25 protein-coding genes are annotated in these 25,102 nt (G+C 74.5%); 12 read left to right on the plus strand and 13 right to left on the minus strand.

Annotated elements, in window-relative coordinates:
• The first annotated feature begins 85 nt into the window (after positions 1-85).
• The 3 genes from ACR9E3_RS19575 to ACR9E3_RS19585 all read left to right on the plus strand — a co-directional run bounded on the left by ACR9E3_RS19575 (position 86) and on the right by ACR9E3_RS19585 (position 4,007).
• The gene (locus ACR9E3_RS19575; RefSeq protein WP_460382188.1) at positions 86-1,624 is read left to right on the plus strand and encodes an MFS transporter; all 1,539 of its coding nucleotides are present in this window, start codon (positions 86-88) and stop codon (positions 1,622-1,624) included.
• A complete protein-coding gene (locus ACR9E3_RS19580; RefSeq protein ID WP_460382189.1) occupies positions 1,621-2,130 on the plus strand; it encodes a DUF2771 family protein in 510 nt (169 codons plus the stop codon). The genes ACR9E3_RS19575 and ACR9E3_RS19580 overlap by 4 nt, the downstream gene beginning before the upstream one ends.
• 119 nt (positions 2,131-2,249) lie before the next feature.
• Positions 2,250-4,007, plus strand: a complete 1,758-nt coding sequence (locus ACR9E3_RS19585) for a ricin-type beta-trefoil lectin domain protein (protein WP_460382190.1) — start codon at positions 2,250-2,252, stop codon at positions 4,005-4,007.
• Positions 4,008-4,080: 73 nt separating this feature from the next.
• On the opposite strand, the gene ACR9E3_RS19590 is transcribed toward ACR9E3_RS19585, so the two are convergent.
• Both ACR9E3_RS19590 and ACR9E3_RS19595 read right to left on the minus strand, forming a co-directional pair.
• A complete protein-coding gene (locus tag ACR9E3_RS19590) occupies positions 4,081-4,467 on the minus strand; it encodes a cold-shock protein (RefSeq protein ID WP_460382191.1) in 387 nt (128 codons plus the stop codon).
• 119 nt (positions 4,468-4,586) lie between these two features.
• Positions 4,587-5,636, minus strand: a complete 1,050-nt coding sequence (locus ACR9E3_RS19595; RefSeq protein WP_460382192.1) for a helix-turn-helix transcriptional regulator — start codon at positions 5,634-5,636, stop codon at positions 4,587-4,589.
• 97 nt (positions 5,637-5,733) lie between these two features.
• On the opposite strand from ACR9E3_RS19595, the gene ACR9E3_RS19600 reads away from it, so the two are divergent.
• Positions 5,734-6,156 carry a cupin domain-containing protein gene (locus tag ACR9E3_RS19600; RefSeq protein WP_460382193.1) on the plus strand — a complete coding sequence of 141 codons (423 nt, stop codon included), beginning with the start codon at positions 5,734-5,736 and terminating at the stop codon, positions 6,154-6,156.
• Positions 6,157-6,159: 3 nt separating this feature from the next.
• Here ACR9E3_RS19600 and ACR9E3_RS19605 read toward each other — a convergent pair whose 3' ends face one another.
• The gene (locus tag ACR9E3_RS19605) at positions 6,160-7,809 is read right to left on the minus strand and encodes an AMP-binding protein (protein ID WP_460382214.1); all 1,650 of its coding nucleotides are present in this window, start codon (positions 7,807-7,809) and stop codon (positions 6,160-6,162) included.
• Between the two features lie 150 nt (positions 7,810-7,959).
• On the opposite strand from ACR9E3_RS19605, the gene ACR9E3_RS19610 reads away from it, so the two are divergent.
• Entirely contained in the window at positions 7,960-8,625 is a 666-nt protein-coding gene (locus ACR9E3_RS19610; protein WP_460382194.1) for a maleylpyruvate isomerase family mycothiol-dependent enzyme, read from the plus strand.
• Positions 8,626-8,679: 54 nt separating this feature from the next.
• Positions 8,680-9,870, plus strand: a complete 1,191-nt coding sequence (locus ACR9E3_RS19615; RefSeq protein WP_460382196.1) for a phosphorylase family protein — start codon at positions 8,680-8,682, stop codon at positions 9,868-9,870.
• Between the two features lie 52 nt (positions 9,871-9,922).
• Here ACR9E3_RS19615 and ACR9E3_RS19620 read toward each other — a convergent pair whose 3' ends face one another.
• The 4 genes from ACR9E3_RS19620 to ACR9E3_RS19635 form a co-directional block, all read right to left on the minus strand.
• Positions 9,923-11,071 (minus strand): sulfate/molybdate ABC transporter ATP-binding protein, encoded by a 1,149-nt coding sequence (locus ACR9E3_RS19620; RefSeq protein WP_460382216.1) that lies wholly within the window; start codon positions 11,069-11,071, stop codon positions 9,923-9,925.
• A gap of 5 nt (positions 11,072-11,076) precedes the next feature.
• Complete coding sequence (locus ACR9E3_RS19625) at positions 11,077-11,850, minus strand: ABC transporter permease (protein WP_460382217.1); 774 nt, start codon at positions 11,848-11,850, stop codon at positions 11,077-11,079.
• A 65-nt stretch (positions 11,851-11,915) separates the two neighbouring features.
• On the minus strand, positions 11,916-12,701 hold the full coding sequence (gene modA, locus ACR9E3_RS19630) for a molybdate ABC transporter substrate-binding protein (RefSeq protein WP_460382197.1): 786 nt from the start codon (positions 12,699-12,701) through the stop codon (positions 11,916-11,918).
• Positions 12,698-13,102 (minus strand): TOBE domain-containing protein, encoded by a 405-nt coding sequence (locus ACR9E3_RS19635; protein ID WP_460382198.1) that lies wholly within the window; start codon positions 13,100-13,102, stop codon positions 12,698-12,700. The genes modA and ACR9E3_RS19635 overlap by 4 nt, the downstream gene beginning before the upstream one ends.
• A 119-nt stretch (positions 13,103-13,221) precedes the next feature.
• On the opposite strand from ACR9E3_RS19635, the gene ACR9E3_RS19640 reads away from it, so the two are divergent.
• Positions 13,222-14,427, plus strand: coding sequence for an acyl-CoA dehydrogenase family protein (locus ACR9E3_RS19640; RefSeq protein ID WP_460382200.1), 1,206 nt, complete (start codon positions 13,222-13,224; stop codon positions 14,425-14,427).
• A 56-nt stretch (positions 14,428-14,483) separates the two neighbouring features.
• On the opposite strand, the gene ACR9E3_RS19645 is transcribed toward ACR9E3_RS19640, so the two are convergent.
• The gene (locus tag ACR9E3_RS19645; RefSeq protein ID WP_460382201.1) at positions 14,484-15,116 is read right to left on the minus strand and encodes a helix-turn-helix transcriptional regulator; all 633 of its coding nucleotides are present in this window, start codon (positions 15,114-15,116) and stop codon (positions 14,484-14,486) included.
• Positions 15,117-15,485: 369 nt separating this feature from the next.
• On the opposite strand from ACR9E3_RS19645, the gene ACR9E3_RS19650 reads away from it, so the two are divergent.
• Together ACR9E3_RS19650 and ACR9E3_RS19655 are read left to right on the plus strand one after the other, a co-directional pair.
• A complete protein-coding gene (locus ACR9E3_RS19650; protein ID WP_460382202.1) occupies positions 15,486-16,658 on the plus strand; it encodes a hypothetical protein in 1,173 nt (390 codons plus the stop codon).
• The gene (locus ACR9E3_RS19655; protein WP_460382203.1) at positions 16,642-17,751 is read left to right on the plus strand and encodes a hypothetical protein; all 1,110 of its coding nucleotides are present in this window, start codon (positions 16,642-16,644) and stop codon (positions 17,749-17,751) included. The genes ACR9E3_RS19650 and ACR9E3_RS19655 overlap by 17 nt, the downstream gene beginning before the upstream one ends.
• A gap of 76 nt (positions 17,752-17,827) precedes the next feature.
• Here ACR9E3_RS19655 and ACR9E3_RS19660 read toward each other — a convergent pair whose 3' ends face one another.
• From ACR9E3_RS19660 to ACR9E3_RS19670, 3 genes are all read right to left on the minus strand, one after another.
• Positions 17,828-18,331: a hypothetical protein gene (locus ACR9E3_RS19660; protein WP_460382204.1), complete on the minus strand. Its 504-nt coding sequence runs from the start codon at positions 18,329-18,331 to the stop codon at positions 17,828-17,830.
• Positions 18,328-19,383, minus strand: a complete 1,056-nt coding sequence (locus tag ACR9E3_RS19665) for an efflux RND transporter periplasmic adaptor subunit (RefSeq protein WP_460382205.1) — start codon at positions 19,381-19,383, stop codon at positions 18,328-18,330. Before ACR9E3_RS19665 ends, ACR9E3_RS19660 begins: the two co-directional genes overlap by 4 nt.
• An 82-nt stretch (positions 19,384-19,465) precedes the next feature.
• Positions 19,466-20,095 carry an NAD(P)-dependent oxidoreductase gene (locus ACR9E3_RS19670; RefSeq protein ID WP_460382206.1) on the minus strand — a complete coding sequence of 210 codons (630 nt, stop codon included), beginning with the start codon at positions 20,093-20,095 and terminating at the stop codon, positions 19,466-19,468.
• A 46-nt stretch (positions 20,096-20,141) separates the two neighbouring features.
• Here ACR9E3_RS19670 and ACR9E3_RS19675 point away from each other — a divergent pair, with 46 nt between their 5' ends.
• Positions 20,142-20,756: a TetR/AcrR family transcriptional regulator gene (locus ACR9E3_RS19675; protein ID WP_460382207.1), complete on the plus strand. Its 615-nt coding sequence runs from the start codon at positions 20,142-20,144 to the stop codon at positions 20,754-20,756.
• On the opposite strand, the gene oxdA is transcribed toward ACR9E3_RS19675, so the two are convergent.
• On the minus strand, positions 20,749-21,798 hold the full coding sequence (gene oxdA / locus ACR9E3_RS19680) for an aliphatic aldoxime dehydratase (protein WP_460382208.1): 1,050 nt from the start codon (positions 21,796-21,798) through the stop codon (positions 20,749-20,751). The genes ACR9E3_RS19675 and oxdA overlap by 8 nt on opposite strands.
• A gap of 75 nt (positions 21,799-21,873) precedes the next feature.
• Complete coding sequence (locus ACR9E3_RS19685; RefSeq protein ID WP_460382209.1) at positions 21,874-23,352, minus strand: aldehyde dehydrogenase; 1,479 nt, start codon at positions 23,350-23,352, stop codon at positions 21,874-21,876.
• A 341-nt stretch (positions 23,353-23,693) separates the two neighbouring features.
• Between ACR9E3_RS19685 and moaA the strand changes: the two genes are divergently transcribed.
• Positions 23,694-24,782, plus strand: a complete 1,089-nt coding sequence (gene moaA / locus ACR9E3_RS19690) for a GTP 3',8-cyclase MoaA (RefSeq protein ID WP_460382210.1) — start codon at positions 23,694-23,696, stop codon at positions 24,780-24,782.
• Positions 24,782-25,066 (plus strand): MoaD/ThiS family protein, encoded by a 285-nt coding sequence (locus ACR9E3_RS19695; RefSeq protein WP_460382211.1) that lies wholly within the window; start codon positions 24,782-24,784, stop codon positions 25,064-25,066. Before moaA ends, ACR9E3_RS19695 begins: the two co-directional genes overlap by 1 nt.
• Positions 25,067-25,102 lie beyond the last annotated feature (36 nt).

A 25,102-nucleotide genomic window follows, 5' to 3' on the forward strand; every position in this document is an offset into this window, starting at 1 on the left:
GGGAGGCGCCCTGCCCGCCACACCCGGTCGCCCCGCGATCACCGAGGGTGTCCCGGCCCGGCGGCCCGTCGGTCATCATGGACCCGTGACCGGACCGCACCACCCCTACGGTCCGCCGCCGCGCCGCCGGCCCGGTCGCCTGCCGCCCACCGCCCGCTCCACGCGCCCGTTCCCCGAGGACCCCGCCGGCCCCGGCCCGGGGCGGGCCGGGGCCGAGCAGGACACCGAGTACGCGACCCGCTACGACCCCCGGGCGGACACGCGGGCCGACCACCGGTACGAGCCCGAGGACGACGACCCCGGCCCCCGCAAGATCACGGTCACGCGGGTGGCCGCGTGGCGGGCGCGGCGCCTGACCGCCCGCGGCGCGCAGGCCTTCCACCGGGCCGCGTCGGCGGACGGCGCCGACCGCTCGGGGCTCACCGCCCTGACCTACGCCTGGATGGCCAACTACGCCTCCGACGCGACGCTCGCCGTCGCGCTGGCCAACACCCTGTTCTTCTCCGCGGCCAGCGCCGAGAGCAAGACCAAGGTCGCGCTCTACCTGCTCATCACCGTGGCCCCGTTCGCGGTGGTGGCCCCGGTGATCGGCCCGGCGCTCGACCGCCTCCAGCAGGGCCGGCGCGCGGCGATGGCCGTGTCGACCGCGGGCCAGGGTGTCCTCGCCGTCGTGCTCGCCCTCTGGATGGACACCTGGGCGCTCTACCCGGCGGCGCTGGGGATCATGGTGCTGTCCAAGTCGTTCGGCGTGCTCAAGGCCGCCGTCACGCCGCGGGTGCTCCCGCCGGGCATCACGCTGGTGACGACGAACTCGCGGCTGACCGTCTTCGGCCTCATCGCGTCCGGGGTGGCGGGCGCGACCGGGGCGGGCGTGGCCTGGCTGTTCGGCTCGCCCGGCGCCGCCTGGCTCACCGCCGGCATCTGCCTCGCCGGCGTCTGGCTGTGCCTGCGCATCCCGGCCTGGGTGGAGGTCACCGAGGGCGAGGTCCCGACGACGATCCTGCCGGTCCACGGCCGGGACGGGACCCCGGCGCGGCCGCGGGCGTCGCTGACCCGCGACGTCGTCACCGCCCTGTGGGCCAACGGCACGATCCGCAGCCTGACCGGTTTCCTGACGCTGTTCTCGGCATTCGTCGTGAAGAACGAGACCGAGGGTGCGCCCGGCGACCAGCTCGTCCTCCTCGGTCTCGTCGGGGCCGCGGCGGGCGCGGGCGGGTTCCTCGGCAATTTCATCGGCGCGCGCCAGCGCTTCGACCGGCCCCGGGTGCTGCTCGTCGTCTGCCTCGCGCTCGCGCTGGCCGCCGTCGTGGTCGCGGCGGTGCTCACCGGGATCGCGTCGGCCGCGGGCGCGGCGCTGGTGGCGGCGACGACGAGCGCACTCCTCAAGGTCTGCCTCGACGCCGTCGTGCAGCGCGACCTGCCCGAGGCCAGCCGCGCGTCGGCGTTCGGACGCTCCGAGACGATCCTGCAGCTGTCCTGGGTGTTCGGGGGCGCGCTGGGCGTGCTGCTGCCGCCCACGTGGTGGATCGGGTTCACCGTGATCGGCGCCGTCGTGGCCGTCGGTACCGTGCAGACCGTGCTGATCACACGGGGCCGGTCGATGCTGTGGCGGGCACGCCGGTGAGGACGCTCTCCCGGCGCTCGCTCGTCATCGGCGGCGCGATCCTGCTCGTGGTCGTCGCCGTGATCGTCGTGCTCGTCGTGCGCGCCAACGCCGGCCCCTCGTCCCCCGGCGACGTCACCTTCGGCGCGGGCGGGGCGCAGGCCGCGGTCGGCGCGAGCCAGTTCTGCGACGTGCAGGTCACCGAGTGCGGCGACGACCCCGACGCGAACGCCGTCCTGCCCGTCCCGCCGAACACCCCGCTGGTCGTGCGCGTGCCGGAGGAGGTGGCGAGCACCCCCTGGCAGCTCGCGTTCCAGTTCCGCGACGCGAACGGTGCCGCGCAGCAGGGCCGCAGCCCGGTCTTCGCCCCGGGGACCACCCCGTCGTACACGCTCGTCCTGCCCGACGCGGCCGACCAGCTCACCAGCGCCGAGGTCCAGCAGTACGGCGCACGCCTGAGCCAGGGACCCAACGGCCTGGAGTTCGCCACCCGCGCCACGTGGGTGCTCAGCGTCGACGACCGCTGAGATTTCCCGGGCGGGTGACGCCCCAACGTGTGGCGCTCCCACGATTCACTCGATCGACCGTTGAGACTCCGTGCGTGCCCCGCGATCGTTCCGGGGCCGCTCGGGGGGAGATCAGCACCATGGACACCGCAGGCCGTCCGCCACGCCGCACGTCACGTCTCGTCGCCGTCGTCGGGGTGGTGGGCGCGGTGGTCCTCGCCGTCTCCACCGCGCTGTCGGTGGCCGCCCCGCCGAGCGCCGAGGCCGCGACCGTCCTGGGGCAGTTCCGCAACGCGAACGCCCGCTGCCTCGAGAACGCCCGCAACCTGACGACGCTCAACAACCCCACGGCGATCAACACCTGCCAGGCCGCGTCCTACCCGGCCCAGCAGTTCAGCCGCTGGGCCACCGACGAGTCGATCCGCACGCCGGGCGGGCGCTGCCTCGGCACGCTGAACAACGGCACCGCGAACAACACCTCCGTGGTGCTCGTGGCCTGCAATCCGGCGGCGCAGACGCAGCACTGGGTGGTGCGCACCGACGGGCTGGTGGTCAACCGCCAGGCGGTCAAGTGCCTCGCGCCGCTGAACAACAGCACGACGGTCGGCACGCGCGTCGTGATCGCGCCATGCACCACCGCCGCCGCGATGAAGTGGACGGCCCCGGCCGCCTCCACGCCCACCACGCCGACGACCACCACGACGGTGCCGCCCACCACCACGACGGTGCCGCCGACGACGACGGTGCCGCCGACCACCACCACGACCACGACGCCGCCCGCGACCCGTGACCCGCTGCGCCAGCCGTTCGCCTCGTCCTCCATCTGGAACATGCCGATCGGCAGCGGCGCCGTCTTCGCGCCGGCCAACCTGCCCGCCCTGCCGGGCGGCGACACCGGGGCGCGCGTGCCGCAGGTCGACGACGAGCCGCTGGTGCTCACCCCGACCGCGCCGCTGACGCCGATCCTCGCGAGCCCCGGCGGCTGGGGCGGCGACCGCTGCGTCACCCAGAACACGACGCTGGCCACGGTGCCGATCCCGGCCAACTACGTCCTGCCGAGCAACAACAAGAACGAGAGCGCCGCGTTCCTGGCCGCCGACGGGCGCACCGTCGTCCAGACCCAGCCGCTGGCCCGCTGCGCCGCGAACGGACCGGCGACGAGCTACGTGCGCTTCCCCGACCAGGACATCTACGGCCCCGGCATCGAGGGCTCCCACGGCGGCTCGGGCATGAGCGCGCTCGGCGGCTCCATCCGCGTCGGCGAGCTGCGGCCGGGCGACCAGGGCCCCCGTCACGCCCTGAAGATCAACCTGTACGCGAAGGCCGAGCTCGCGCAGTGCGCCACCCGCACCGAGTGCTACCGCTGGCCCGCCGTGAAGCCCGACGGCTACGCGGTCGGCTGGTACGGCACCGTCGGCAACAACCGCAACACCGCGATGCGCATGGGCTCGCTGCTCGCCATCCCTCCGACGGTGAACATCAACAACCTCGGCCTGACCACCGAGCCCGGCCGCCAGATCGCCTGGACGCTGCAGAACTACGGCGCCTATGTCGTCGACGACACCTACGGCCCGTCGTTCGCGTTCAACGCCGAGAACGGGCCCGCGGGCAACATGCGCACCCAGTTCCGCGCCGACTACGGGCAGGACTTCGAGGTGTTCGCCAACAACACCAACGCATGGGGCCGCGACGTGCAGCGCCTGCGCCAGGCCCTGCAGGTGGTCAACAACAACGGCCCGGCCAGCGTCGGCGGGGGCGGCACCCCGCGCCAGCCGCTGCTGCCCGAGCTCGTCGCCCCGCTCGTGAGCGTGCCGCCGACCATCCCGACCGCCCCGGCGACGACCCAGACCAGCGGCCCGGTGCCGGCCACCTCCGTCCCGGCGATCCCGGACAACTAGGTGCGCTGCGCGCTCGTGAGCACTTCGGAGTGCTCCGGCACTCCGAACTGCTCACGAGCGCCGGAGGCGCACCTCACCCCTCGAGCTCCCGGGCGACGGCGCGGACGACCTCGGCGAGCTGCTTGGTGTGGCGCCGGTCGGGGTAGCGGCCGCGCCGCAGCTCGGGCTGCACCCGGGCCTCCAGGACCTTGATCATGTCGTCGATGAGCCCGTGGAGCTCGTCGGGCGAGCGGCGGGCGGTCTCGGCGACCGACGGCAGCGGGTCGACCAGGCGCACCTGCAGGGCCTGCGGCCCGCGCCGGCCCTCGGCGATGCCGAACTCGACGCGCTGGCCGGACTTCAGCGACTCCACCTCGCGCGGCAGCGCCCCCTTGGGCACGTACACGTCGTTCCCGCCCTCCTGGGACAGGAACCCGAAGCCCTTGTCGGCGTCGTACCACTTGACCCTGCCGGTCGGCACCGTCGTCTCCCGAATCTCCGCGTCACCCACGACAAAACGCCCCGGCGACCGGCCGGAGCGCTGACGCCCAGTTTATCCCCGCGACGCCACCCCGAAATCCCCTCCGCGGCGGTGGACCCTCACCCGTCGTCGTGCAGGTCGGCGTAGGCACCGAGGAAGAGCGCCGCCTGGAGCTCGGCCCGCCCCGACACCCCGAACTTCGCCAGCACCGCCTTGACGTGGTCCTGCACGGTCCACTCCGAGAGGCCGAGCGTGCGGGCGATCCGCCGGTTGGACCGTCCGAGCGCGAGCTGGGCCAGGACCTCCTGCTCGCGGCCCGACAGGCCCCGGGCGCGCGCCACGAGGTCGGCCAACCGTCCGGGACGGATGGGGTCGACGACCACGGCGACACGGCCGCCGAGCGCGGTGGCGGTGAAGCGGAGCCACCGCCCGTCGGCGGTCGGGGCGTGCACGGTGCGGGCCCCGGGCGCGGCGCCGCGCCGGCCGGCCACGAGGGCGGCGACCACCGGCGGCAGGCGCACGTCCCCGTCCGCGGCGCCGAGCAGCGCGCGGGCCTCGTCGCTGACGTCGGAGACCCGGCCGTCGGCCGCGCACATCACGAGCCCCGAGCCCTCGACCTCCAGCGGCACCAGCGCGGCGTCGGTCGCCCCGGTCGCGCGCCCGGACAGCAGGGACTCGCGCAGCGCCACCGCCACCGGGCGGCTCACCGCGCCGAGCGACGCGACCTCGGCGTCGGTGAACACCCCGCCGGCGCGCAGCAGCTCGACCGCACCCCAGGGCGTCCGCCCGTCGTGGAGCACCACACGCAGGTGGTCGGTGAACCCGCGGGGCGCGAGGGTCTCGCGGTGCCGGGCGCTGCGCGCCGGGTCGCCGCCCGTCGCCCGCTGCACGGTGCCGATCATCGGGCCGGCCAGCAGATCCGTGAACCGCAGGACCTCGGGACCGGCGCCGTACTCGTGGGCGAACACCTCGCCCTCGAGGGCCTCGTCGCGGTCGCCGCCGTGCAGGACGCACGAGGTGGTCATCGCCGTCTCGGGGTCGACCGTCGCCCAGACCGCGAGGTCGTGGCCGACGACCCGGTCGACCACGGCGGCGGCGGTCCGGCGCAGCGACGCGTGGCCGGCGGAGGGGTCGAGCGCGGGCAGGAGACGGTCGGCCAGCGTCGTCACGATCCGTACCCCCCTGGAACTGGGGATCGATCCCCATCACCCAGTATTCCTACTGTCGGTGCAGCAGCAACCCCTTCTCGCTGACTCGGAGTACACGATGAACGCTCGGACCGTCGCCACGTTCCCGCTGATGGGCGCCCAGGCCACCGTCCTCGCCGACGGCGACACCACCGGCGACGCCTGGGAGGCGCTCCAGCTCGACCTCGCCCCGGGCGCGCGGTCGCCGCGACACACGCTGGCCGCCGACAAGCTCTTCGCGGTCGTGGCCGGCACGGTGACGATCGAGGTCGGCGACGAGGTCCGCGACAGCGACGGCGGCCAGGTCTGGATCCCCGCCGGGACGCCGCACTGCTACCAGAACACGTCCGGGGCGCCGGCCCGCATGATCGTCGTCGTGACGGGCCGCAGCCAGGTCGAGTTCCTGCGCGGGATGAGCCGCCTGACCGCGGACGGGCCGCCGGACCCCGCCGCCGTCGCGGAGCACACGGCGGCGCACGGGGTCACGATGCTCCCGGCGTGACGGTCAGGCCGTCGGGGCGCTCGAGAGGCCGAGGAGCTCGACGGCCTCGGCCCGCATCTCGACCTTGCGGACCTTGCCGGTGACGGTCATCGGGAACTCGTCGACGACGTGGACGTAGCGCGGGATCTTGTAGTGCGCGAGCTTGCCGGTGGCGAACTCGCGCACGGCGTCCACGGTCAGCGGCTCGGCGCCGGACCTCATCCGCACCCACGCCATGAGCTCCTCGCCGTACCGCTCGTCGGGCACCCCGATGACCTGGGCGTCGACGATGTCGGGGTGGGTGTAGAGGAACTCCTCGATCTCCCGCGGGTACACGTTCTCGCCGCCGCGGATGACCATGTCCTTGATGCGGCCGGTGATGTTGATGTAGCCCTCGTCGTCCATCACCCCGAGGTCGCCGGTGTGCATCCAGCGGGCCCGGTCGATCACCTCGGCCGTCTTGTCGGGCTGCTCCCAGTAGCCGAGCATCACCGAGTAGCCGCGGGTGCATAGCTCGCCGGGGGTGCCGCGCGGCACCGTCAGGCCGGTCTCCGGATCGACGATCTTCGACTCGAGGTGGGGCATCGTGCGCCCGACCGTCGAGACGCGGCGGTCCAGCGAGTCGTCCACCCGGGTCTGGGTGGACACCGGGCTGGTCTCGGTCATGCCGTAGCTGATGGCCACCTCGCTCATGCCCATCCGCTCGACGACCTGCTTCATCACCTCGATCGGGCACGGCGAGCCGGCCATGATCCCGGTGCGCAGGCTGCCGAGGTCGTAGGACTCGAAGTTCTCCAGCCCCAGCTCGGCGATGAACATCGTCGGCACGCCGTAGAGCGACGTGCAGCGCTCGGCGGCGACGGCCTCGAGCGTCGCGGTCGGGTCGAAGCCGGGCGCCGGGATGACCATCGTCGCGCCGGAGCTGGTGCAGCCGAGGTTGCCCATGACCATGCCGAAGCAGTGGTAGAAGGGCACCGGGATGCACACGCGGTCGGCGTCGGAGTAGCCGATGAGCTGGCCGACGAAGAACCCGTTGTTGAGGATGTTGTGGTGCGACAGCGTCGCGCCCTTGGGGAACCCGGTGGTCCCGCTCGTGTACTGGATGTTGATCGGGTCGTCGGGGCTCAGCCCGGCCGACACCTCGCGGACGCGGGCGACGTCGCCCTCACGGTGGAACAGGGCCGCCCACTCGTCCGAGTCGATGATCACGACCCGCTCGAGCGCCGCGCGCTCGGCCCGCACCTCGTCGATCATCGCGACGTAGTCGGAGCTCTTGAAGCTGCTCGCGGCCACGAGCAGCGAGATCCCGGCCTGGTCGAGCACGAACGCGAGCTCGTGGGTGCGGTACGCGGGGTTGATGTTGACCAGGATCGCGCCGATCTTGGCCGTCGCGTACTGCAGCAGCGTCCACGGTGCGCAGTTCGGCGCCCAGATCCCGACGCGGTCGCCGACCGCCACCCCGAGGTCGAGCAGGCCCAGCGCCAGCGCGTCGACCTCCGCGACGAACTGCGCCCAGGTGTAGCGCTCGCCGCGCGCGCGGTCGACGAGCGCCTCGGCGTCCGGTCGCGCGCCGGCCGTGCGGTCGAGGTTGTCGCCGATGGTGTCGCCGAGCAGCGGGATGTCCGACGTCCCGGACGTGTAGCTGGGGACGTAGGGCTGGGCGGGCGCCGTCACGAGAGGGACCTCCGGGAAGAGCACTGTGGTCGCCGCCACGATGTCACGTCGCCCGGCGATCGTCACCAGCCGAACGGACGTTCGGTGCCGATGAGTTCGACCTTCGCGGGCCGTCCCACCTCCGTCCATCGCGATCGAGAGGGGTCACCCGTGCGACCAGCCCAGCGCCGCTACGTCACCGAGCTCCTGCCCCACGTCGCGGCCGAGCGCCGCGATCTCGCCGACCAGCTCGAGGGCCTCGACGACGCCGCGTGGGCGACGCCGTCGCTGTGCGGGTCGTGGACCGCGCACGACGTCCTCGCGCACCTGACCTTCTCCGTGGAGATCCGCTCGGTGCCGCTGCTGTGGGAGGTGGCCCGGGCCCGGGGAGACCTCGACGCGGTGTTCGACCGGCACGCGAGGGAGCGGGCGGCGGCGCAGGAACCCGCCGAACTGGTGGAGCGCCTGCGCGCCACCGCGGACGTCCCGCACCGGCTCGGGATCAGCGCTCCCACCGACCCCCTCGACGACGTCCTCGTCCACGGCCAGGACATCGCGCGCCCGCTCGGCCTGGTGCGGCCGATGCCGGTCGAGCGGGTGCTGCTCGTCATCGACGCGGTGTGCGCCACCGCGATGTACGGCGCACGGCGCCGGTTCGCGGGCCTGCGGCTCGCGGCGACCGACGCGGACTGGACGCGCGGCGACGGACCCGAGGTCCGCGGCCCGCTCGGGGAGCTGCTGCTCGTCGCCACAGGACGTCCCGCCGGTCTCGACGCCCTCTCCGGCCCGGGCCTCGAGGAGCTCGCCGGGCGGATGGCGCCCGCGGGGGTCGGCTGACGGTCCGCCGGGGACGGGCGTCGTGAAGGAGCCGCCCCTGGAACCATGCGGGACATGTCCGGACCCCAGCCCGTGACCGTCGACGGCACCGCGCTGTCCGCCGAGGACCGCGAGAAGGCCACCGACCAGCTCGTGGCGACGCTCGCCGACGCCGACGAGGCGGGCTGGTACGGCGAGCTCGTGGTCGAGCGCCCCTGGTCGGCGCACAACCCGCGCCTGTCCGGCGAGTTCGCCCGCGCCGCGGCCATCCGCCGCTACCTGTGCCGGGAGCTCGCGTCGCTGCTGGCCGCGGGCGCGCGGATCACGGCCCGTCCCTCGCGCAGCCAGCCCCCGTTCGACGACCCCGCCTTCTTCGCCGCCCTCGACGAGGACCGCGTCGACACCCGGTCGAAGAAGCTGTTCCTGTTCTCCCCCGAGCGGATGGCGCTCTCGCTCGACCGCATCGGCCACTACACCGGCACGCCGGCCGCGGCGTTCCAGCGCCACGTGCTGTTCACGAACTACGCGATGCACGTCGAGGCGTTCCTCGAGCGCTTCCCCGGCGCCGACCGGCCCGTGCGCGACGGTGCGCAGATGCCCGCGTACCACCACCGCACCGAGGCCGGCGACGGCGTGAGCCTCGTGAACATCGGCGTCGGGCCGGCCAACGCGAAGACCGCCACCGACCACGTGGCGGTGCTGCGCCCCGACACCATGATCATGATCGGGCACTGCGGCGGCCTGCGGAACCACCAGCAGAAGGGCGACTTCGTGCTGGCCACCGGCTACCAGCGGGCGGACCACGTGCTCGACGAGGCGCTGCCGCTCGACGTGCCCGTGATCCCGCACCACCGGCTCAACACGTTCCTGCTCGACGCGCTCGCCGAGGCCGGGCGGCCCTACCGGATGGGCATCGTGCACACCACGGACAACCGCGACTGGGAGTTCACGCAGCAGGCGACGCTCGCGGCGATGCGGGTGAGCCGCAGCGTCGCCGTCGACATGGAGTCGGCGACGATCGCGGCCAACGGCTTCCGCTACCGGATCCCCAACGCGACCCTGCTGTGCGTCTCGGACAAGCCCCTGCACGGCTCACCCAAGCTCGCCGCGGGCGCCCAGGAGTTCTACGAGGCCTCCAAGCGCCACCACCTCGACATCGCGCTCGCGGCGCTCGACGCGGTGCGGCGCACCCACCCCGAGGGCCTGCCGAGCCAGGAGATCCGCGCCGTCGACGAGCCGCTGTTCGGGGGCCCGCAGGACCTGTGAGGTGCGCTCCGCGCATGTGAGCAGTTCGGAGTGCCTGAGCACTCCGAACTGCTCACATGCGCCGGCGGCGCACCGGATGCACCGAGACCTCGGTGGCCTTCACCGCGAACCAGAGGTCGTCGCCCGGTTCGACACCGAGCTCGGCGACCGCGGCCGGGGTGATGTCGGCGGCGAGGCCGTCGGCCCAGGGCGGGCCCTGGGGGACGGCCGCGGCGCGCAGGCGCACCACCTGCCCCTGCGGTTCCAGGGCGGCCAGGCGCACGGGCAGCACGTTGCGGGGGCTGCCCTCGGGGTGCTCGCGGTGCACGGCGACCGAGGTCGGCGCGAACACCGCCACGGCGGGCTCGCCCTCGTCGACGGGCTCGGAGGCCGCGCCGGACACGGTGCCGCCGTCGGGGGTGCGCAGGCCGCCGTCGGCCGCGACGCCGGTGACGAGGTCGAGCCCCGCGATCCGGGCGGCGAACGCGGAGCGGGGGCGGGCGAGCACCTCGGCCGTCGGCCCCTGCTCGACGATCCGGCCCTCGGCCAGCACCACGAGACGGTCGGCGAGCACGACCGCGTCGACGACGTCGTGGGTCACCAGCAGCGTCGTCTGGCCCGTGTCCCGCACGAGGCGGCGCAGCACCGAGCGCACCGCGGGCGCGGCGTCGACGTCGAGGGCGGCGAAGGGTTCGTCGAGCAGGAGGAGCTCCGGCTCCGTGGCGAGCGCCCGGGCGATCGCGACCCGCTGCGCCTGCCCGCCCGAGAGCTCCGACGGGCGCCGGCCCTCGAGCTCGCCGATCCCGACGTCGTCGAGGCGGCGGCGCGCGGACGCGGCCGCCTCCCGGCGCGGGCGCCCGGCGCAGCGCGGGCCGAAGGCCACGTTGTCGCGCGCGGTGAGGTGCGGGAACAGCAGCGCCTGCTGGCTGAGCATCCCGACCCGCCGGCGGTGCGCGGGGACCGACGTCCGGTCGGCGCTGTCGAGCAGCACCCGGCCGCCGAGGGTGATGCGCGCGTCCTCGGGCGAGTAGAGGCCGGCCAGCGTCCCGAGCAGCGTCGACTTGCCCGACCCGTTCGGTCCGAGCACGGCGACGACCTCGCCGGGCTCGACGGCCAGCTCGACGTCGAGCGTGAACCCGCCGCGCCGCGTCGTCACCCGCGCGGCGAGACCCGACCCGTCGGAGGCGGACTCGGGCGGGCGGCGGCGGAGGTAGGACGACAGCGGCTTCACCGGATCCCCGACACGTCACGGGTCCGGGTCGCCACGATGACGAGCACGGCCACCACCACGAGCACGAGCGACATGGCCACCGCGCCGTCGAGGTCGTTCTGCGACTGGATGTAGATCAGCAGCGGCAGCGTCTGGGTGGTGCCCTGGAGGTTGCCGGCGAACGCGATGGTGGCGCCGAACTCGCCGAGCGCCCGCGCGAAGGCGAGGACCGACCCGGAGATCAGGCCCGGGAGCACGACGGGGATCGTCACCCGGCGCAGCGCGGTCAGCGGCGACGCCCCGAGGGTCGCGGCGACGACCTCGTAGCGCTCGCCGGCGGTGCGCAGCGCGCCCTCGAGGCTGACGACGAGGAACGGCATCGCGACGAAGGTCTGCGCGATGACCACCGCGGCGGTCGAGAACGGGACCGTGATCCCGAACCACGCGTTGAGCAGCTGGCCGAGCGGGCCGGTGCGCCCGAGCAGGAACAGCAGTGTCAGACCGCCGACGACCGGCGGCAGCACGAGGGGGAGCAGCACGACCGAGCGCAGGAAAGGCAGCCCGGGCAGGTGCGCCCGCGCGAGCACCAGTGCCAGCGGTGTGCCCAGGACCAGGCACAGCGCGGTCGACGTGAGCCCGGTCTTCAGCGACAGCCAGAGCGCGTCCAGCGCGGCCTCGGTGGTGACCAGCGCCGCGAAGTTCGGCCAGTCGGTGCGGACGATCAGCCCGGCGACCGGCACCGCGATGAGACCGAACGCCACCACCGCGGGCACCCACACGGGCCAGGGCAGCGCGAGGGCGACGGTGCTCCTCCGACTCCCCCGGCTCCCCCGGCCCGTGCGGGCGACCGCGCGCGTCACTTCAGCTGGAATCCCGCCCGGGTCAGCGCGGCGTCGCCCTGCGGCCCGGTGATGAACTGGATCCACTGCTGGCCGAGGTCGGCGTTCTGGCTGCCCGCGACGACGCCGATCGGGTAGGTCTGACCCGCGCCCTGCGCGCTCGCCTGCGGGAAGTCGACGCCCTGGACCTGGCCGTTGGTCGACTTCACGTCGGTGACGTAGACGATGCCCGCGTCCACGTTGCCGGTGGTCACGCGCTGGAGCACGGTGCGCACGTCCGGATCCTGGCTGACCGGGTCGAGCGTGACGCCCGCGGCCCGCTCCGCGGCCTGGGTGGCCTGGCCGCACGGGACGGACGGCTGGCAGATCGCCTCGGTGACCTGCGGGCCGACCAGCGACTGCAGGTTCGCGACCTGCTTCGGGTTGCCGGGCGCGACGGCGATCTGCAGCGAGTTCGCCGCGTAGGTCACCGGCTGGCCCTCGATGCGGCCGGCCTGCTGGGCGGTCTGCATCGTCTTCGGGCTCGCGGTGGCGAGGACGTCGGTGGGCACGCCCTGCACGACCTGCTGCGCGAGCGTGTCCGAGCCGCCGAAGTTGAAGCGGACCGTGGTGCCGGGGTGGGCCTGCTCGAACTGGGGCTTGAGCTGGTTGTAGACGTCGGTCAGCGAGGCGGCGGCGGAGATCGTCAGCGTGCGGGCCGGGGGCGCCTGCTGCTGCTCGCCACCGCTCCCGCCGCAGGCGGCGACACCGAGCGTGACGGCGGCGGCCAGCGCCGTGAGGACGAGTCTGCGGGCGCTGATCACGCCATACCTCCGGGGGTCTCGACGATGATGTGTGACGCCTTCACGACCGAGACCGCGAGCGACCCGACCTCGAGCCCCAGCTCCTCGACGGCCTCGGTGCTCATCAGCGACACGATGCGGTGCGGCCCGCACTGCATCTCGACCTGCGACATGACCTTGTCGCTGACGATCTCGGTGACCAGGCCGACGAAGCGGTTGCGCGCGGACCGGCCCACCCCGGACGGGTCGGGGGTGGCGTGGGCCGAGGCGCGGGCGAACGAGGCGAGGTCGGCGCCCGCGATCACCTTGCGGCCGCTGGCGTCGGTGGACACCGGCAGCGAGCCGCTGTCGGTCCAGCGACGCACCGTGTCGTCGCTGACACCGAGCAGGCGTGCTGCCTCGGCGATCCGGAAGTGCGTCACGAGCGGGCAGTGTAGGGCCGATGGTGCGCCTGTACAGCCTTCCGTGCGCCGCAACTCCGGTGATCGACCGCGACCGCCAGCGCTCGCGCCCCGAACCGGTGCGGTGGGAAGGTGCGGGTGTGGACTTCGCACCCAGTGCCGCGGCGCAGGACTACACCGACCGGATGCGGGCCTTTCTCGACGAGGCCGTGCTGCCCGCCGAGAAGGTCTACGACGCGTGGCGGGAGGAGCGGCGCGGGACGACCGCCGAGCACGACCTGCCGCCGGTGGTCGACGAGCTCAAGGCCGAGGCCCGTCGGCGCGGTCTGTGGAACCTGTTCCTGCCCGACGTCTCGGGGCTGTCCAACCTCGAGTACGCGCCCGTCGCCGAGGTGTCGGGCTGGTCGCCGGTGATCGCCCCCGAGGCGATCAACTGCCAGGCGCCCGACACCGGCAACATGGAGACCCTGCACCTGTTCGGCACCGTCGAGCAGAAGCAGGCCTGGCTCGAGCCGCTGCTCGCCGGGGAGGTCCGCTCGGCGTTCGCGATGACCGAGCCGGCCGTCGCGTCGTCGGACGCCACCAACATCACGACCTCGATCACCCGCGACGGTGACGACTACGTGATCACCGGCAAGAAGTGGTGGATCTCCGGTGCCGCGGACCCGCGCTGCCAGATCTTCATCGTGATGGGCAAGACCGACCCGGACGCCCCGACGCACCGCCAGCAGTCGATGGTCCTCGTCCCCCGCGACGCCCCGGGCCTGACGATCACCCGCCCGCTGCCGGTCTTCGGCTACCAGGACCAGCACGGGCACTGCGAGCTCGAGCTGAACGAGGTCCGCGTGCCGGTCGGGAACCTCCTCGGCGAGGAGGGCGGCGGCTTCGCCATCGCCCAGGCGCGGCTGGGCCCGGGCCGCATCCATCACTGCATGCGCCTCATCGGGATGGCCGAGCGCGCCGTCGACGCGATGGTGCGCCGCGCCAACGAGCGCGTCGCGTTCGGCAAGACCCTCGGCGAGCAGGGCGTCGTGCGCGAGCAGATCGCCGAGAGCCGCATCGAGATCGAGCAGGCCCGCCTGCTCGTGCTCAAGACGGCCTGGCTGATCGACAACGTCGGTTCCCGGGGCGCGGCCACCGAGATCGCCGCGATCAAGGTCATCTGCCCGCGGATGGCGTGCGACGTCATCGACCGCGCGATCCAGATCCACGGCGGCGGCGGGGTCTCCGACGACTTCCCGCTCGCCTACGCCTACTCCTGGGCCCGCGCCCTGCGCCTCGCCGACGGCCCCGACGAGGTGCACCTGCGCTCCGTGGCGCGCCAGGAGCTCAAGGCGCACAGCTGACCGACATATGTGAGCGAACTTTGGGGCTATAGCTCCAAAGTTCGCTCACATAAGGATCAGACGCCGGCCTTGCGAGTCGTCGGCGCCGGGACGAAGAGGCCGAGGCGCCAGGCGTGGCTGACCGCCTGGGCGCGGTCGCTCGCGCCGAGCTTGCGGAACAGGTGCCCGGTGTGCGACTTCACCGTGTGGTCGGACAGGTAGAGCCGCTTGCCGATGTCGGCGTTGGTCAGCCCCCGGCTCACCCCGATGAGCACCTGCACCTCGCGCACCGACAGCTCCAGGCGGCGCTGGGCCTCGAGGTCGACGACGACGTCGCGCAGGCTGCCGTCGACCGCGATGCTCCCGGCGACCGCGTCACCGGGCGGGGCCGGGCGCGGCAGCAGGTCCTCGCCCGCCGCCGTCGTCGCGACGCTGCGGACGAGGGTGCGGATCATCGCCCGCGGGGCGTCCCAGCGCAGGAACCCCGCGGCGCCCTCGGCGAGCGCCAGCTGGGCGGGCGCGTGGGCCTCCGCCGAGCCCGCCACGAGCACCGCGGTCCCCGGCGCGTCGGCGAGCACCCGGCGCACGACGGCGAGCCCGGTCGGCTCGCTCTCGGCGAGCCCCAGGACCGCCATCGCGCGCGGGGTCGCCCCGAGCCGGTCGAGCAGGTCGTCGGCGTCCTCGGCCGCGGCCACCCCGTCGGTGCCCACGACCGATCCGACGAGCAGCTGCAGCCGTCGTCGCGCCTGAGGACGTTCGTCGTGGACGACGCACGTCGCGATGGTTCCCCCGCCGTCGATCACTCGACTAGGCGTACCTCATCAGAGTGAAAGGAAGGGAGGCGACGCACCGGCTCCGGATCAAGAAAATCACAGTGTTGTAAGTCCCCCGGCCGTCTATCACCCACATGCGTCTCCCGCCTTTCACTTGTCGACACAGAGTTCCCGACCTTGCATGGGCGCGGACGTCCTCGACCCGACGAGGACCGGTGCGTGGGGAGCGTCATGCCGGCAGGCCGGGCAGGGGTCCGGGCGGGGACGGGTTCTCGGGCGGGGCGGCGGGGGCTCGGTGCCCTCGTCGTGGCGGCGGGGTCACTCCTGGGGGTGCTGCTGGCCGCGCCCCCGGCGGGCGCCGTGCCGACCAACGAGACCTGGGCGGCCGAGCTCGCCGTGGACGGCGGTGACGACACCAACGTCGTCGCCGGCGACGGCGCCGTCCGCCTGGCCGACCTCGATCCCCGGCAGACCAGTTCCGGCGAGCAGCCGGCCGAGGGGGAGCTCCTGCTCGCCCCGCGGCGCCCCGCGGCCGTGACCGACCGGGTCGCCGCCGACGTGACCGCCGACGTGCCCGCGGGCGCGCAGGTGATCGTCGCGGCGCGCGGCCTGCGCGACGACGGCACGTGGGGCCAGTGGAGCGAGGCCCGCACCGGCGAGCCCGCTCGGCTCTCCGAGCCGACGACCGAGATCCAGATCCGGGTCACGCTCGTCGCCGCCCCGGACGGCTCCGGGCCCGCCGTGCAAAGGCTCTGGCTCACCGCCGACCGCGGACCGGTCGCCTTCGCCGCCCCGGAGACGACGCCGCTGACTTCGCGGGTCTTCGCGACCCGGATCGGGCTCGTCGGCAACCGCACCGCCAACGGCCACCAGGTGGCGCCCGACGACCGGTTCGTCGCCCTGCCCTCGCGGCGCAGCCTCGCCCCCCGCGACGTCGGGGACTACACCGTCCGCGTCTGCGCGAGCGAGACCCGCTGCACCTGGGCCCCGGTCTGGGACGTCGGCCCGTGGAACACCAAGGACGACTACTGGAGCCCGGTCGGCCAGCGCCAGGAGTTCAAGGACCTGCCCCGCGGGCGGGCCGAGGCCGACGCCGCGCACACCGACGGCTACAACGGCGGACGCGACGCGTCGGGCCGGCAGGTCACCAACCCGGCCGGCATCGACCTCGCCGACGGCACCTTCCGCCAGGACCTCGGCCTCACCGACAACGCGTGGGTCACCGTCACCTACCTCTGGACCGGCACCGGGCCCTCCGGCGGCGCGCTCGACCGCGACGCCCGGCTCGAGGTCCGGTCGGCCCCCGTGGCGGACGCGCCGGTCGTCGGCGTCGTCGCGCCCCGGGCCCGCATGTCCTTCGAGTGCGCGACGAGCACCCCCGGCGGCCGGACCGGTGTCGGTGCCCGATGGATCCGGGTGGGTCCGTCCCAGTTCGTTCCGGCCGATCTGGTGGAGGCCCGCGATGTCCCGTCCTGCTGACGCCGCCCGCTCGCTGCACCGCGGCGCCCTCGCCCTCGCCGCCGGCACGGTCGGTCTCGCCGCGCTGCTGTCGTTCGTCGCGGTGCCCGCCGTCGCGGCCACCCCCTCGCCGGCCCCCGCCGAGAGCTGGGCCGCCGAGCTCGCCGTCGACGGCGGCGACGACCGCGGCGTCGAGCTCGTCGACGGTGCCGTGCGCCTCGCCGCGGCGGGCGACCGGTCCGGCGAGCTCGTGCTGTCCCCGCGGCGGACCCGCGGCGTGATCGACCGGGTCGCCGGCGACGCGACGGCCGACGTCCCCTCCGGCAGCTCCGTCGTCGTCGAGGCGCGCGGGCTGCGCAGCGACGGCACCTGGGGTCCGTGGATCACGCTGCCCCGCGGCGAGACCGCCACCCTCGGCTCGCCCACCACCGAGCTGTCGGTGCGCGTGCTGCTGCGCCGCGCCGCCGACGGCGCGAGCCCCGTCCTGCGCGGGCTGTGGCTGACCACCTCCGCCGCCCCGCCGTCGAGCACCCCGACGAGCACGCGGACGACGACGACCACACCGACGACGACCACCACGACGACCTCGGCGGAGCCGACCACCACGACCACCACCGCGGAGCCGACCACCACCACGACCACCGCGCAGCCCACCACCACGACCACCACCGCCGCACCGACCACCACGACGACATCGGCCGCGCCCACCACCACGACGACCGCGCAGCCCACGACGACGACCAGCGTCGAGCCGACCACGACGACCACGTCGGCCGAGCCCACCACCACGACCACCACGTCCGAGCCGACGACGACCACCGAGCCGACGAGCACCGAGCCGACGAGCACCACGACGACCACGACCACCACGCGTCCCTCGGACCCGACGTGCACGACGACCCCGGGCCGGCGGACCCCGCCGCGCCACGACCCGACCTGCACCACGGCGCCCACCCCGGCGCCCGGGCTCATCCCGGGCGGCCTCGTCCCCGGGCTGCCGCTGCCCTCGCTCCCGCTGCCGACGGCCCGCGTGGTCCCGGGCGCCGCGCAGCCGCCGGCCCCGGACTCGTGGTGGGGCTCGCGGCTCGTCGACTGGCTCGGCCACGCCTTCTGACCACGCATGATCCGCCCCGCTGCTCCTCTGACCCGATGTCATGGGGTGAGAGGAGCACCGGGAGCGATCTCGGTGCTCAGCCGGGGACGCCGACCGTCTGCGCGGTGAGCGTGCCGTCGGCGTCCGGCACGCCGAGGACGCTCACGCGCGTCCCGCGGGGCAGCGTCGACACGAGGCCGGGGCGGGGTGTCTGGTCCACGAGGCGGGTGGCCACCGACGTCCGCACGGGCACCAGGCGCCCGTCGGGCGTCCGGACCGCCAGCAGACCGTCGGACGAGCTCTCGAGGAAGCCCACGAGCGGGACGCCCTCGCCCGCGGGCGGTGCGCAGGTCGGGCACCCGACGGCGAGGTAGCGGTCGGCGACCACCCCGCCCGCGACGCCGAGGACGAACACGGTGAGCATGCCCAGCGCGGTCACCCAGCGGCGCGGTCGGGGCCGCGCGGGCGGCACGTACCGCGAGGGGCCCCGGGAGTCGGTCGCGTACTCCCGCGGCCCCGTCTCCCAGTCGCGCGGTCCGGTGTCCCAGTCCCGCGGCCCGGTGTCGTCGTCGCGCGGGTCGTCGTCGCGGTGGTCGGTCACGGCAGCACCGAGTCCCCGGCGCCCCGCGGCACGACGACCCGGTCGCCCGCGCGCAGGCCGTCGCGGATCTCGATCGACACCGCGTCGGCGAGGCCGGTGGTGACGGCGACGACGCGGTCGGGGGCGCGGTCGTCCGGCCCGCGGACGAGCACCGTGCCGCGTCCGGGGCCGGTGACGCGGACGGCTTCGGGCGGCACCACGAGCACGCCGACCGACCGGGACACCTCGATGCGGACGTCGCCGACCTGACCGACGCGCATCGCGGGCGGTGGGAAGACCGCGGCGACCGTGACGCCGTAGGCACCGTCCGGGCCGGGCGCCGGCTCGACGCCGACGACCTCGCCCTCGACGGCCGGACCGGCGCCGTCGACCGTCGCGACCGCGGGCTGCCCCGCCGCGACCCGGGCGACGTCGCGGGGCGGCACGGCGGCGCGCACGACGAGGGCGCCGAGGTCCGCGAGCCGCACGAACGGGCGGCGCTCGGCCGCGTCGTCCGGGGTGGGTTCGCCGGCGAGCACGCGGTCGCCGACCTGTCCCGCGACGGCGGTGACGGTGCCGTCGCGCGGGGCGCGCAGGACGGTGCCGTCGAGAACGCGGCTCGCCTCGGTGACGTCGGCGCGGTCGCGGGCGGCGGTCGCCTCCAGACGCCCGAGCAGCGCGGGGTCGGCGGGCACGCGCGCCCGGGCGGCGTTCACCTCGGCGAGATCGGCCGCGACGGCGCTCTGGGCCGCGGTCAGGCGCGCCCGCGTCGGGGCGTCGTCGAGGGTGGCGAGCACGTCGCCCTGCCGCACGACCGACCCCGGCGCGACCGGGATGCTCTCCACGGTCCCGCTGACGGCGAACGACACCTCCGCCTCGCCGGCGCTGCGGACGGCGCCCGGGGCGGAGATCGCGGCGACGACGTCACCGCGCACGACGGGCACGACGGAGGTCCGGGGACCGAGGAGCTGGGGCTCGCGCAGCAGGACGGCGACCCCCGCCGCACCCACGACGAGCAGCATCACGAGCACGGTCGGCAGCAGCCAGCCCAGGCGGCGCCGACCGGTGGACATGGGCACCGACGGTAGTGGCGCGTCACGCCCGGTCCCGGGAACCGCGGACCCGGCGTGTCACCCGTCCGAGGGAGTGTGCCGGTCAGTCGGCGACCGCGACCAGGTGCCCGACGGCGCCGTCGACGCCGCCCTCGCGCGCGAGCCGGAGCAGCTCGGCCGCGAGGTCGGCGCGGGCCACCCGGTGCCCGCGCGCGAGGTGGCGGTCGAGGGCGCGCCGGTAGCGGTCGGTGCGGGGCCCGTCCGTGAGCTGCGGCGGGCGCACGATGGTCCAGTCCCGGTCGCTCGCCCGGACGATCTCCTCCATGCGCGTCAGGTCGGCGTAGTGGTGGCGCAGGATCCGCTGCAGGACCGGCTTCACGAGCCAGCGCAGGGCCGGGTCGTCGCCCTCGCCCGGCAGGCCGGACGCGCTGACCACCAGGAGCCGCCGGACCCCGGTGCGGCGCATGGCGGCGATCGCCGCGCCCACGCCGTCGGTGCACACACTCGTCGGCCCGCGCCCGCGGGTCCCGAGGGCCGACACGACGGCGTCCGCCCCCGCGACCGCCCCCGACAGCGTCTCGACGTCGCCGACCTCCGCGCGCACCACCGTCGCGCCTGCGGGAACCTCCGAGCCCGCCCGGGCCACGGCGACCACCTCGTCACCGTCGGCGAGAGCCTGCGTCACGACCTCGCGCCCGGTCCCGCCGGACGCGCCCAGCACCACGAGTCGCATGACTCCTCCTGTGGTTAGTGAGTGCTCACCAACCTAGGATGGGACCGTGCCCTCCCACCGGTCAAGCACGACGCGGGAGCGCATGCTCGACGCCGCCCTCGAGGTCATGCGCTCGCGCGGGGTCGCCCGGGCCACGACGAAGGAGATCGCGCGGGAGGCGGGGTTCTCCGAGGCGGCGCTCTACAAGCACTTCGACGACAAGACGGCGCTCTTCGTCGCCGTGCTCGTCGAGCGGGTGCCCTCGCGGCTGGGCGAGGTGCTCGACCGCCTCCCGGAGCGGGTCGGCACCGCCGACGTCGAGGACGTCCTCGCCGAGGTGGCCCGGGAGGCGCTGGCGTTCTACCGCGAGACCTTCCCGCTGGGAGCGTCGCTGTTCTCGGAGCCGACGGTGTTCGCGGCCCACCGCGCCGCGCTCGACCGCCTGGGCACCGGCCCGCACGTCGCCGTCGACGCCGTCGCGTCGTACCTGGCCGCGGAGGGCGACGCCGGCCGTGTGGACACCGGCGTCGCGCCCCGCGCGGCCGCGCTGCTCCTGCTCGGTGCGTGCCAGATGACCGCGTTCCTCGAGGCGTTCACCGACGGGCCGCGGCCTTCGCCGGCCGAGGACGCGGCGACGGCCGCCGAGCTGGCGCGCGCTGCCGCCCGCAGCCTCCTCAGCTGATCGACTCGGCGTCCCGCAGCAGCCCCGTCGCCGGGTGGCAGCCGACGTACTCGTAGGACTGGTCGGCCGCCCCGACCACCGAGACCTCGTGGTAGAGCCGCAGCAGGGGCAGCCGCCGGGCGCGGCGGACGTACGCGACGAACAGGCTCAGGTGGGTCGGGTGGGACTCGGCCCAGCGCTCGAGCCGGTCGAGCGAACGCCAGTGGCTGATCGCGTAGGTCTGGTCGAGCGGGTTCCCGTCGAGGTCGATGTTGCGCACGTAGCGGTTGCTGTAGCAGCCGACGCGCTCGCCGCGGTCGCGCAGGAAGTCCATGGCCTCCCGCAGCTCGGGCTCGACGTCGTCGAGGTAGAGCTCACGCTCGCCGGGCTCGGTGCGCGACCAGTCCTGTCCGGAGCGGATCAGCGCCACGTTGTCGTGACCGTGCACCACCACGCGGTCCGGCCGCGTGGGATCGGGACGCGCCGTGAGCAGGCCGTCGGGCGTCATCCGGTCGGTCTGCGAGAGCGGCACGCGGTCGCGCATCGACCCCCAGTACGCGTGCTCGACGACCTCGTCGCTGACGCCGTCCATGACCGCGCCGACGCCCGGCAGGTCCTCGCTGAACGGGTAGAGCGTCTCGAAGCGGTCGACGCGGGGGGCGACCACCTCGCGGAAGAACCCGAGGCCGTCGATCCGCTCGTCGGACTCCCAGCGGCCGGCCACCTGCGGGTGGTCGTGCCAGCGCCGGTACGCCGCGGGGTCGCGCCAGTAGCCGACGGCGACGAGGTTGTCGTAGCCCTGCGCGTCGCGGTGCTCGGTGGTGTCGTGGTGGCCGGGACCGTCCTCGAGCGCGAAGTCGTCGACGATGCGGCGCAGCGCCTCCAGCGCCTCCCACCGGCGCTCCGGGTCCCGGTACTGGACACCGACATAGGCCATGACGACCTGCGTGACGTCCTCGGACGCCCGCGCGACGACGATCGGGAAGGGCGGCCGGTAGTCGTCGGGCGCCCGGCGCGACAGCGTGCGCGGGCACTGCAGGTGCCGGTCGATCGCGGATTCCACGGCGTCTCCTCCGGTCCCGGACCACGACGGCACGCGGTGGGCCGTCGTGGTCCGGACCCTAGCCGGGGACGGTGCTCAGCCGAGCTTGCTCGCCGGGGCGTAGATCGACTTGTACTCGAGGTAGTTGTTGATGCCCTCGGGGCCGAGCTCGCGGCCGATGCCCGAGTCCTTCATGCCACCGAACGGCGCCCCGAGGTCGATGTCGTAGCGGTTGACGCCGATCGTGCCGGTGCGGATCCGCCGGGCCACGTCCAGCCCGCGGTCCTCGTCGGCGGAGTAGACCGAGCCGCCGAGGCCGTAGTCCGAGTCGTTGGCGATGCGGACGGCGTCGTCGTCCGAGTCGAACGGGATCACGGCGAAGACCGGCCCGAAGACCTCCTCGCGCGCGAGCTGGTCGGAGTTGTCGACGTCGGCGAACACGGTCGGCTCGACGAACCAGCCGCGGTCCTGGTCGCCGCGCCCGCCGCCGGTGACGAGACGGGCCGACGAGTTGCGGCCCACGTCGATGTAGCCGAGGACCCGCTCGAGGTGGGTCTGCGACGCCATCGGCCCGACCGTGGTGGCCGGGTCGAGCGGGTTGCCGACGACCTGGTCGCGCGAGAACTGCGCGACGGCCTCGACGACCTCGTCGTAGCGCGAGCGCGGCGCGAGGATGCGCGACGCGGTGGTGCAGGTCTGCGCGTTGTTCATGAACGAGGAGGTCGGCATGGCGCGCAGGAACGTGTCGATGTCGCCGTCCTCGAGGAAGATCGACGCCGACTTGCCGCCCAGCTCGAGGGTGCAGCGGCGGATCAGGCGCCCGCACTCGGCGCCGATCTCGCGGCCGGCGCGCGTGGAGCCGGTGAACGCGATCTTGTCGACGCCCGGCGCCGTCACGAGCGACGCCCCGGCCTCGCGCCCGGCGAGGACGATGTTCAGCACGCCCGGCGGGAGCCCGATCTCCTGGGCCACGTCGGCGAAGACGTAGGTGTCGAGCGCGGTCTCGGGCGAGGGCTTGAGCACCATGGTGCAGCCGGCGGCCAGGGCCGGGGCCAGCTTGAACATGGCCAGCGCCTGCGGGTAGTTCCACGGCGTGATGGCGCCGACGACGCCGACGGGCTCGCGCCGCACGATCGTCGCGCCGTCCACGCCCGTGCTCGGCCGCACCGACTCGAGCTCGACGCCCTGGATCACCTGGGCGTACATCCGCAGCAGGCCCGCCGGGGCGCCGCCGTTGAACGCGGTCGACAGCGTGATCGGCATGCCGTTCTCCTGGCTCACCAGGCGGCTCGTCGACTCGGCCCGCGCCTCGAGCGCGTCGGCCATCCGCAGCATGACGTCCACGCGCTCGGCGACGGTCGTCCGGCCCCAGGGCCCGTGGTCGAGGGCCTCGCGCGCGGCACCCACGGCGGCCGCGATGTCGGCGTCGGAGCCCAGGGCCGCCTCGCCGAGGGGCTGCTCGGTGGCGGCCTCGAGGGCGCGGTGGGTCTCGGTGCCGCGCGGCTCCACCCACTCGCCGTTGATGAAGAAGCGCGTCCGGTCGAGCTCGGTCCGGGCGTCGGCGGTGACGGTCACGTCTGGTCTCCTGCGGGTCGGTGATGACGGACACGACCACTGTCTCCGCATCTGCACCATGAATCAACAGTTCATCTCCGCAGTTGCGGGCTCTTGCCGACTGATGGTGCGCACCTACGGATATGGACGTCGACGTGTGCGCGGTCGCCAGGGCGGGCACTCCGCGTCCCACGTGGCCAGGACCGGCGGCGCCGGTGCCTCTCCGATCGAACTGTTTCTCCGCATCGGTGCCCGCAGGTGCTCCTGATCTCCGGGCGCGACCCCCGCATCTGCGGAGGGGGCCTCCGACCTGCGGAGACGTCGCTCACGGCGGGTCCGCGACGCGGTTAGGGTGGATCGTGATGACCGTTCTCGACCTCGGCGTACCGGCCGTCCCCGGTGCCGCCGCCACCACCACGGACACCAGCGGACGTCCCGCCGACGCGCGTCTGGTCGACTCCTGGGGACGTGTCGCCACCGACCTCCGGGTGTCGCTGACCGACCGCTGCAACCTGCGCTGCACCTACTGCATGCCCGCCGAGGGCCTGGAGTGGATGCCGAGCGAGCAGGCGCTGACCGACGACGAGGTCGTCCGGCTCGTGCGCATCGCGGTCGAGCGGCTCGGCGTCCAGGAGATCCGCTTCACCGGCGGCGAGCCGCTGCTGCGCAAGGGTCTCGAGGACATCGTCGCCGCCACCGCCGCCCTGGCGCCGCGCCCGGAGATGTCGGTGACCACCAACGCGCTCGGGCTGACCCGGCGGGCCGCCGGGCTCGCCGCGGCGGGTCTCGACCGCGTCAACGTCTCGCTCGACACGCTGCGCCGCGACCGCTTCGCCGAGATCACCCGGCGCGACCGGCTCGACGACGTCCTGGCCGGGCTGCGCGCCGCCCGCGAGCACGGGCTCGACCCGATCAAGGTCAACACCGTGCTGATGCCCGGCCTCAACGACGACGAGGCCCCGGACCTGCTCGCGTGGGCTCTCGACGAGGGCTACGAGCTGCGCATCATCGAGCAGATGCCGCTCGACGCCGGGCACTCCTGGCAGCGTGACCGCATGATCACCGCCGAGCAGGTGCTCGCCTCGCTGCGCACCCGGTTCACGCTGACCGACGACCCGGCCGAGCGCGGCGGCGCGCCCGCGGAGCGCTTCCTGGTCGACGGGTGGACCGCGCCCGACGGGTCGCCGGCGAAGGTCGGCGTCATCGCCTCGGTGACGCGCCCGTTCTGCGGGACCTGCGACCGCACCCGCCTGACCGCCGACGGCCAGGTCCGCACCTGCCTGTTCTCGCAGAGCGAGAACGACCTGCGAGGCTTCCTGCGCGGCGGCGGCACCGACGACGAGATCGCCGACGCCTGGCGCGTGGCCATGTGGGGCAAGAAGCCCGGCCACGGCATCGACGACCCCGGGTTCCTGCAGCCCGACCGTCCCATGAGCGCGATCGGAGGATGATGAGCGTTCCCACCGACACCCGTCTCGCCACGGTGACGGTGTCCGTGCGGTACTTCGCCGGCGCCAAGGCCGCGGCCGGCACGCGCGGCGAGCCCGTGACGCTCCCCGCCGGCGCCACGGTCGCCGACCTCGTCACCGCCCTGGCCGCCGACCACGGCGACGCCCTCGCCCGCGTGCTCGGCGCGGCGAGCTTCCTGCTCGACGAGATCGCCGTGCACGACCGGTCGACCGTCCTCGCCGACGGCGCCGTGTTCGACGTCCTCCCGCCGTTCGCGGGCGGCTGAGCTACCCGGTGTGTCAGCGAAGTGGGGGGGGGGGGG

The sequence above is a fragment of the Actinomycetospora sp. C-140 genome (genome assembly GCF_054796175.1).

What these genes read in the sequence shown, in the direction of transcription:
- ACR9E3_RS19655 (WP_460382203.1), top strand. Translation starts at nt 16,642, where the DNA reads ATGTCCCGTCCTGCTGACGCCGCCCGCTCGCTGCACCGCGGCGCCCTC.
- ACR9E3_RS19670 (WP_460382206.1), bottom strand. Translation starts at nt 20,095, where the DNA reads ATGCGACTCGTGGTGCTGGGCGCGTCCGGCGGGACCGGGCGCGAGGTC.
- ACR9E3_RS19615 (WP_460382196.1), top strand. Translation starts at nt 8,680, where the DNA reads ATGTCCGGACCCCAGCCCGTGACCGTCGACGGCACCGCGCTGTCCGCC.
- moaA (WP_460382210.1), top strand. Translation starts at nt 23,694, where the DNA reads ATGACCGTTCTCGACCTCGGCGTACCGGCCGTCCCCGGTGCCGCCGCC.
- ACR9E3_RS19695 (WP_460382211.1), top strand. Translation starts at nt 24,782, where the DNA reads ATGAGCGTTCCCACCGACACCCGTCTCGCCACGGTGACGGTGTCCGTG.
- ACR9E3_RS19600 (WP_460382193.1), top strand. Translation starts at nt 5,734, where the DNA reads ATGAACGCTCGGACCGTCGCCACGTTCCCGCTGATGGGCGCCCAGGCC.
- ACR9E3_RS19665 (WP_460382205.1), bottom strand. Translation starts at nt 19,383, where the DNA reads ATGTCCACCGGTCGGCGCCGCCTGGGCTGGCTGCTGCCGACCGTGCTC.
- ACR9E3_RS19585 (WP_460382190.1), top strand. Translation starts at nt 2,250, where the DNA reads ATGGACACCGCAGGCCGTCCGCCACGCCGCACGTCACGTCTCGTCGCC.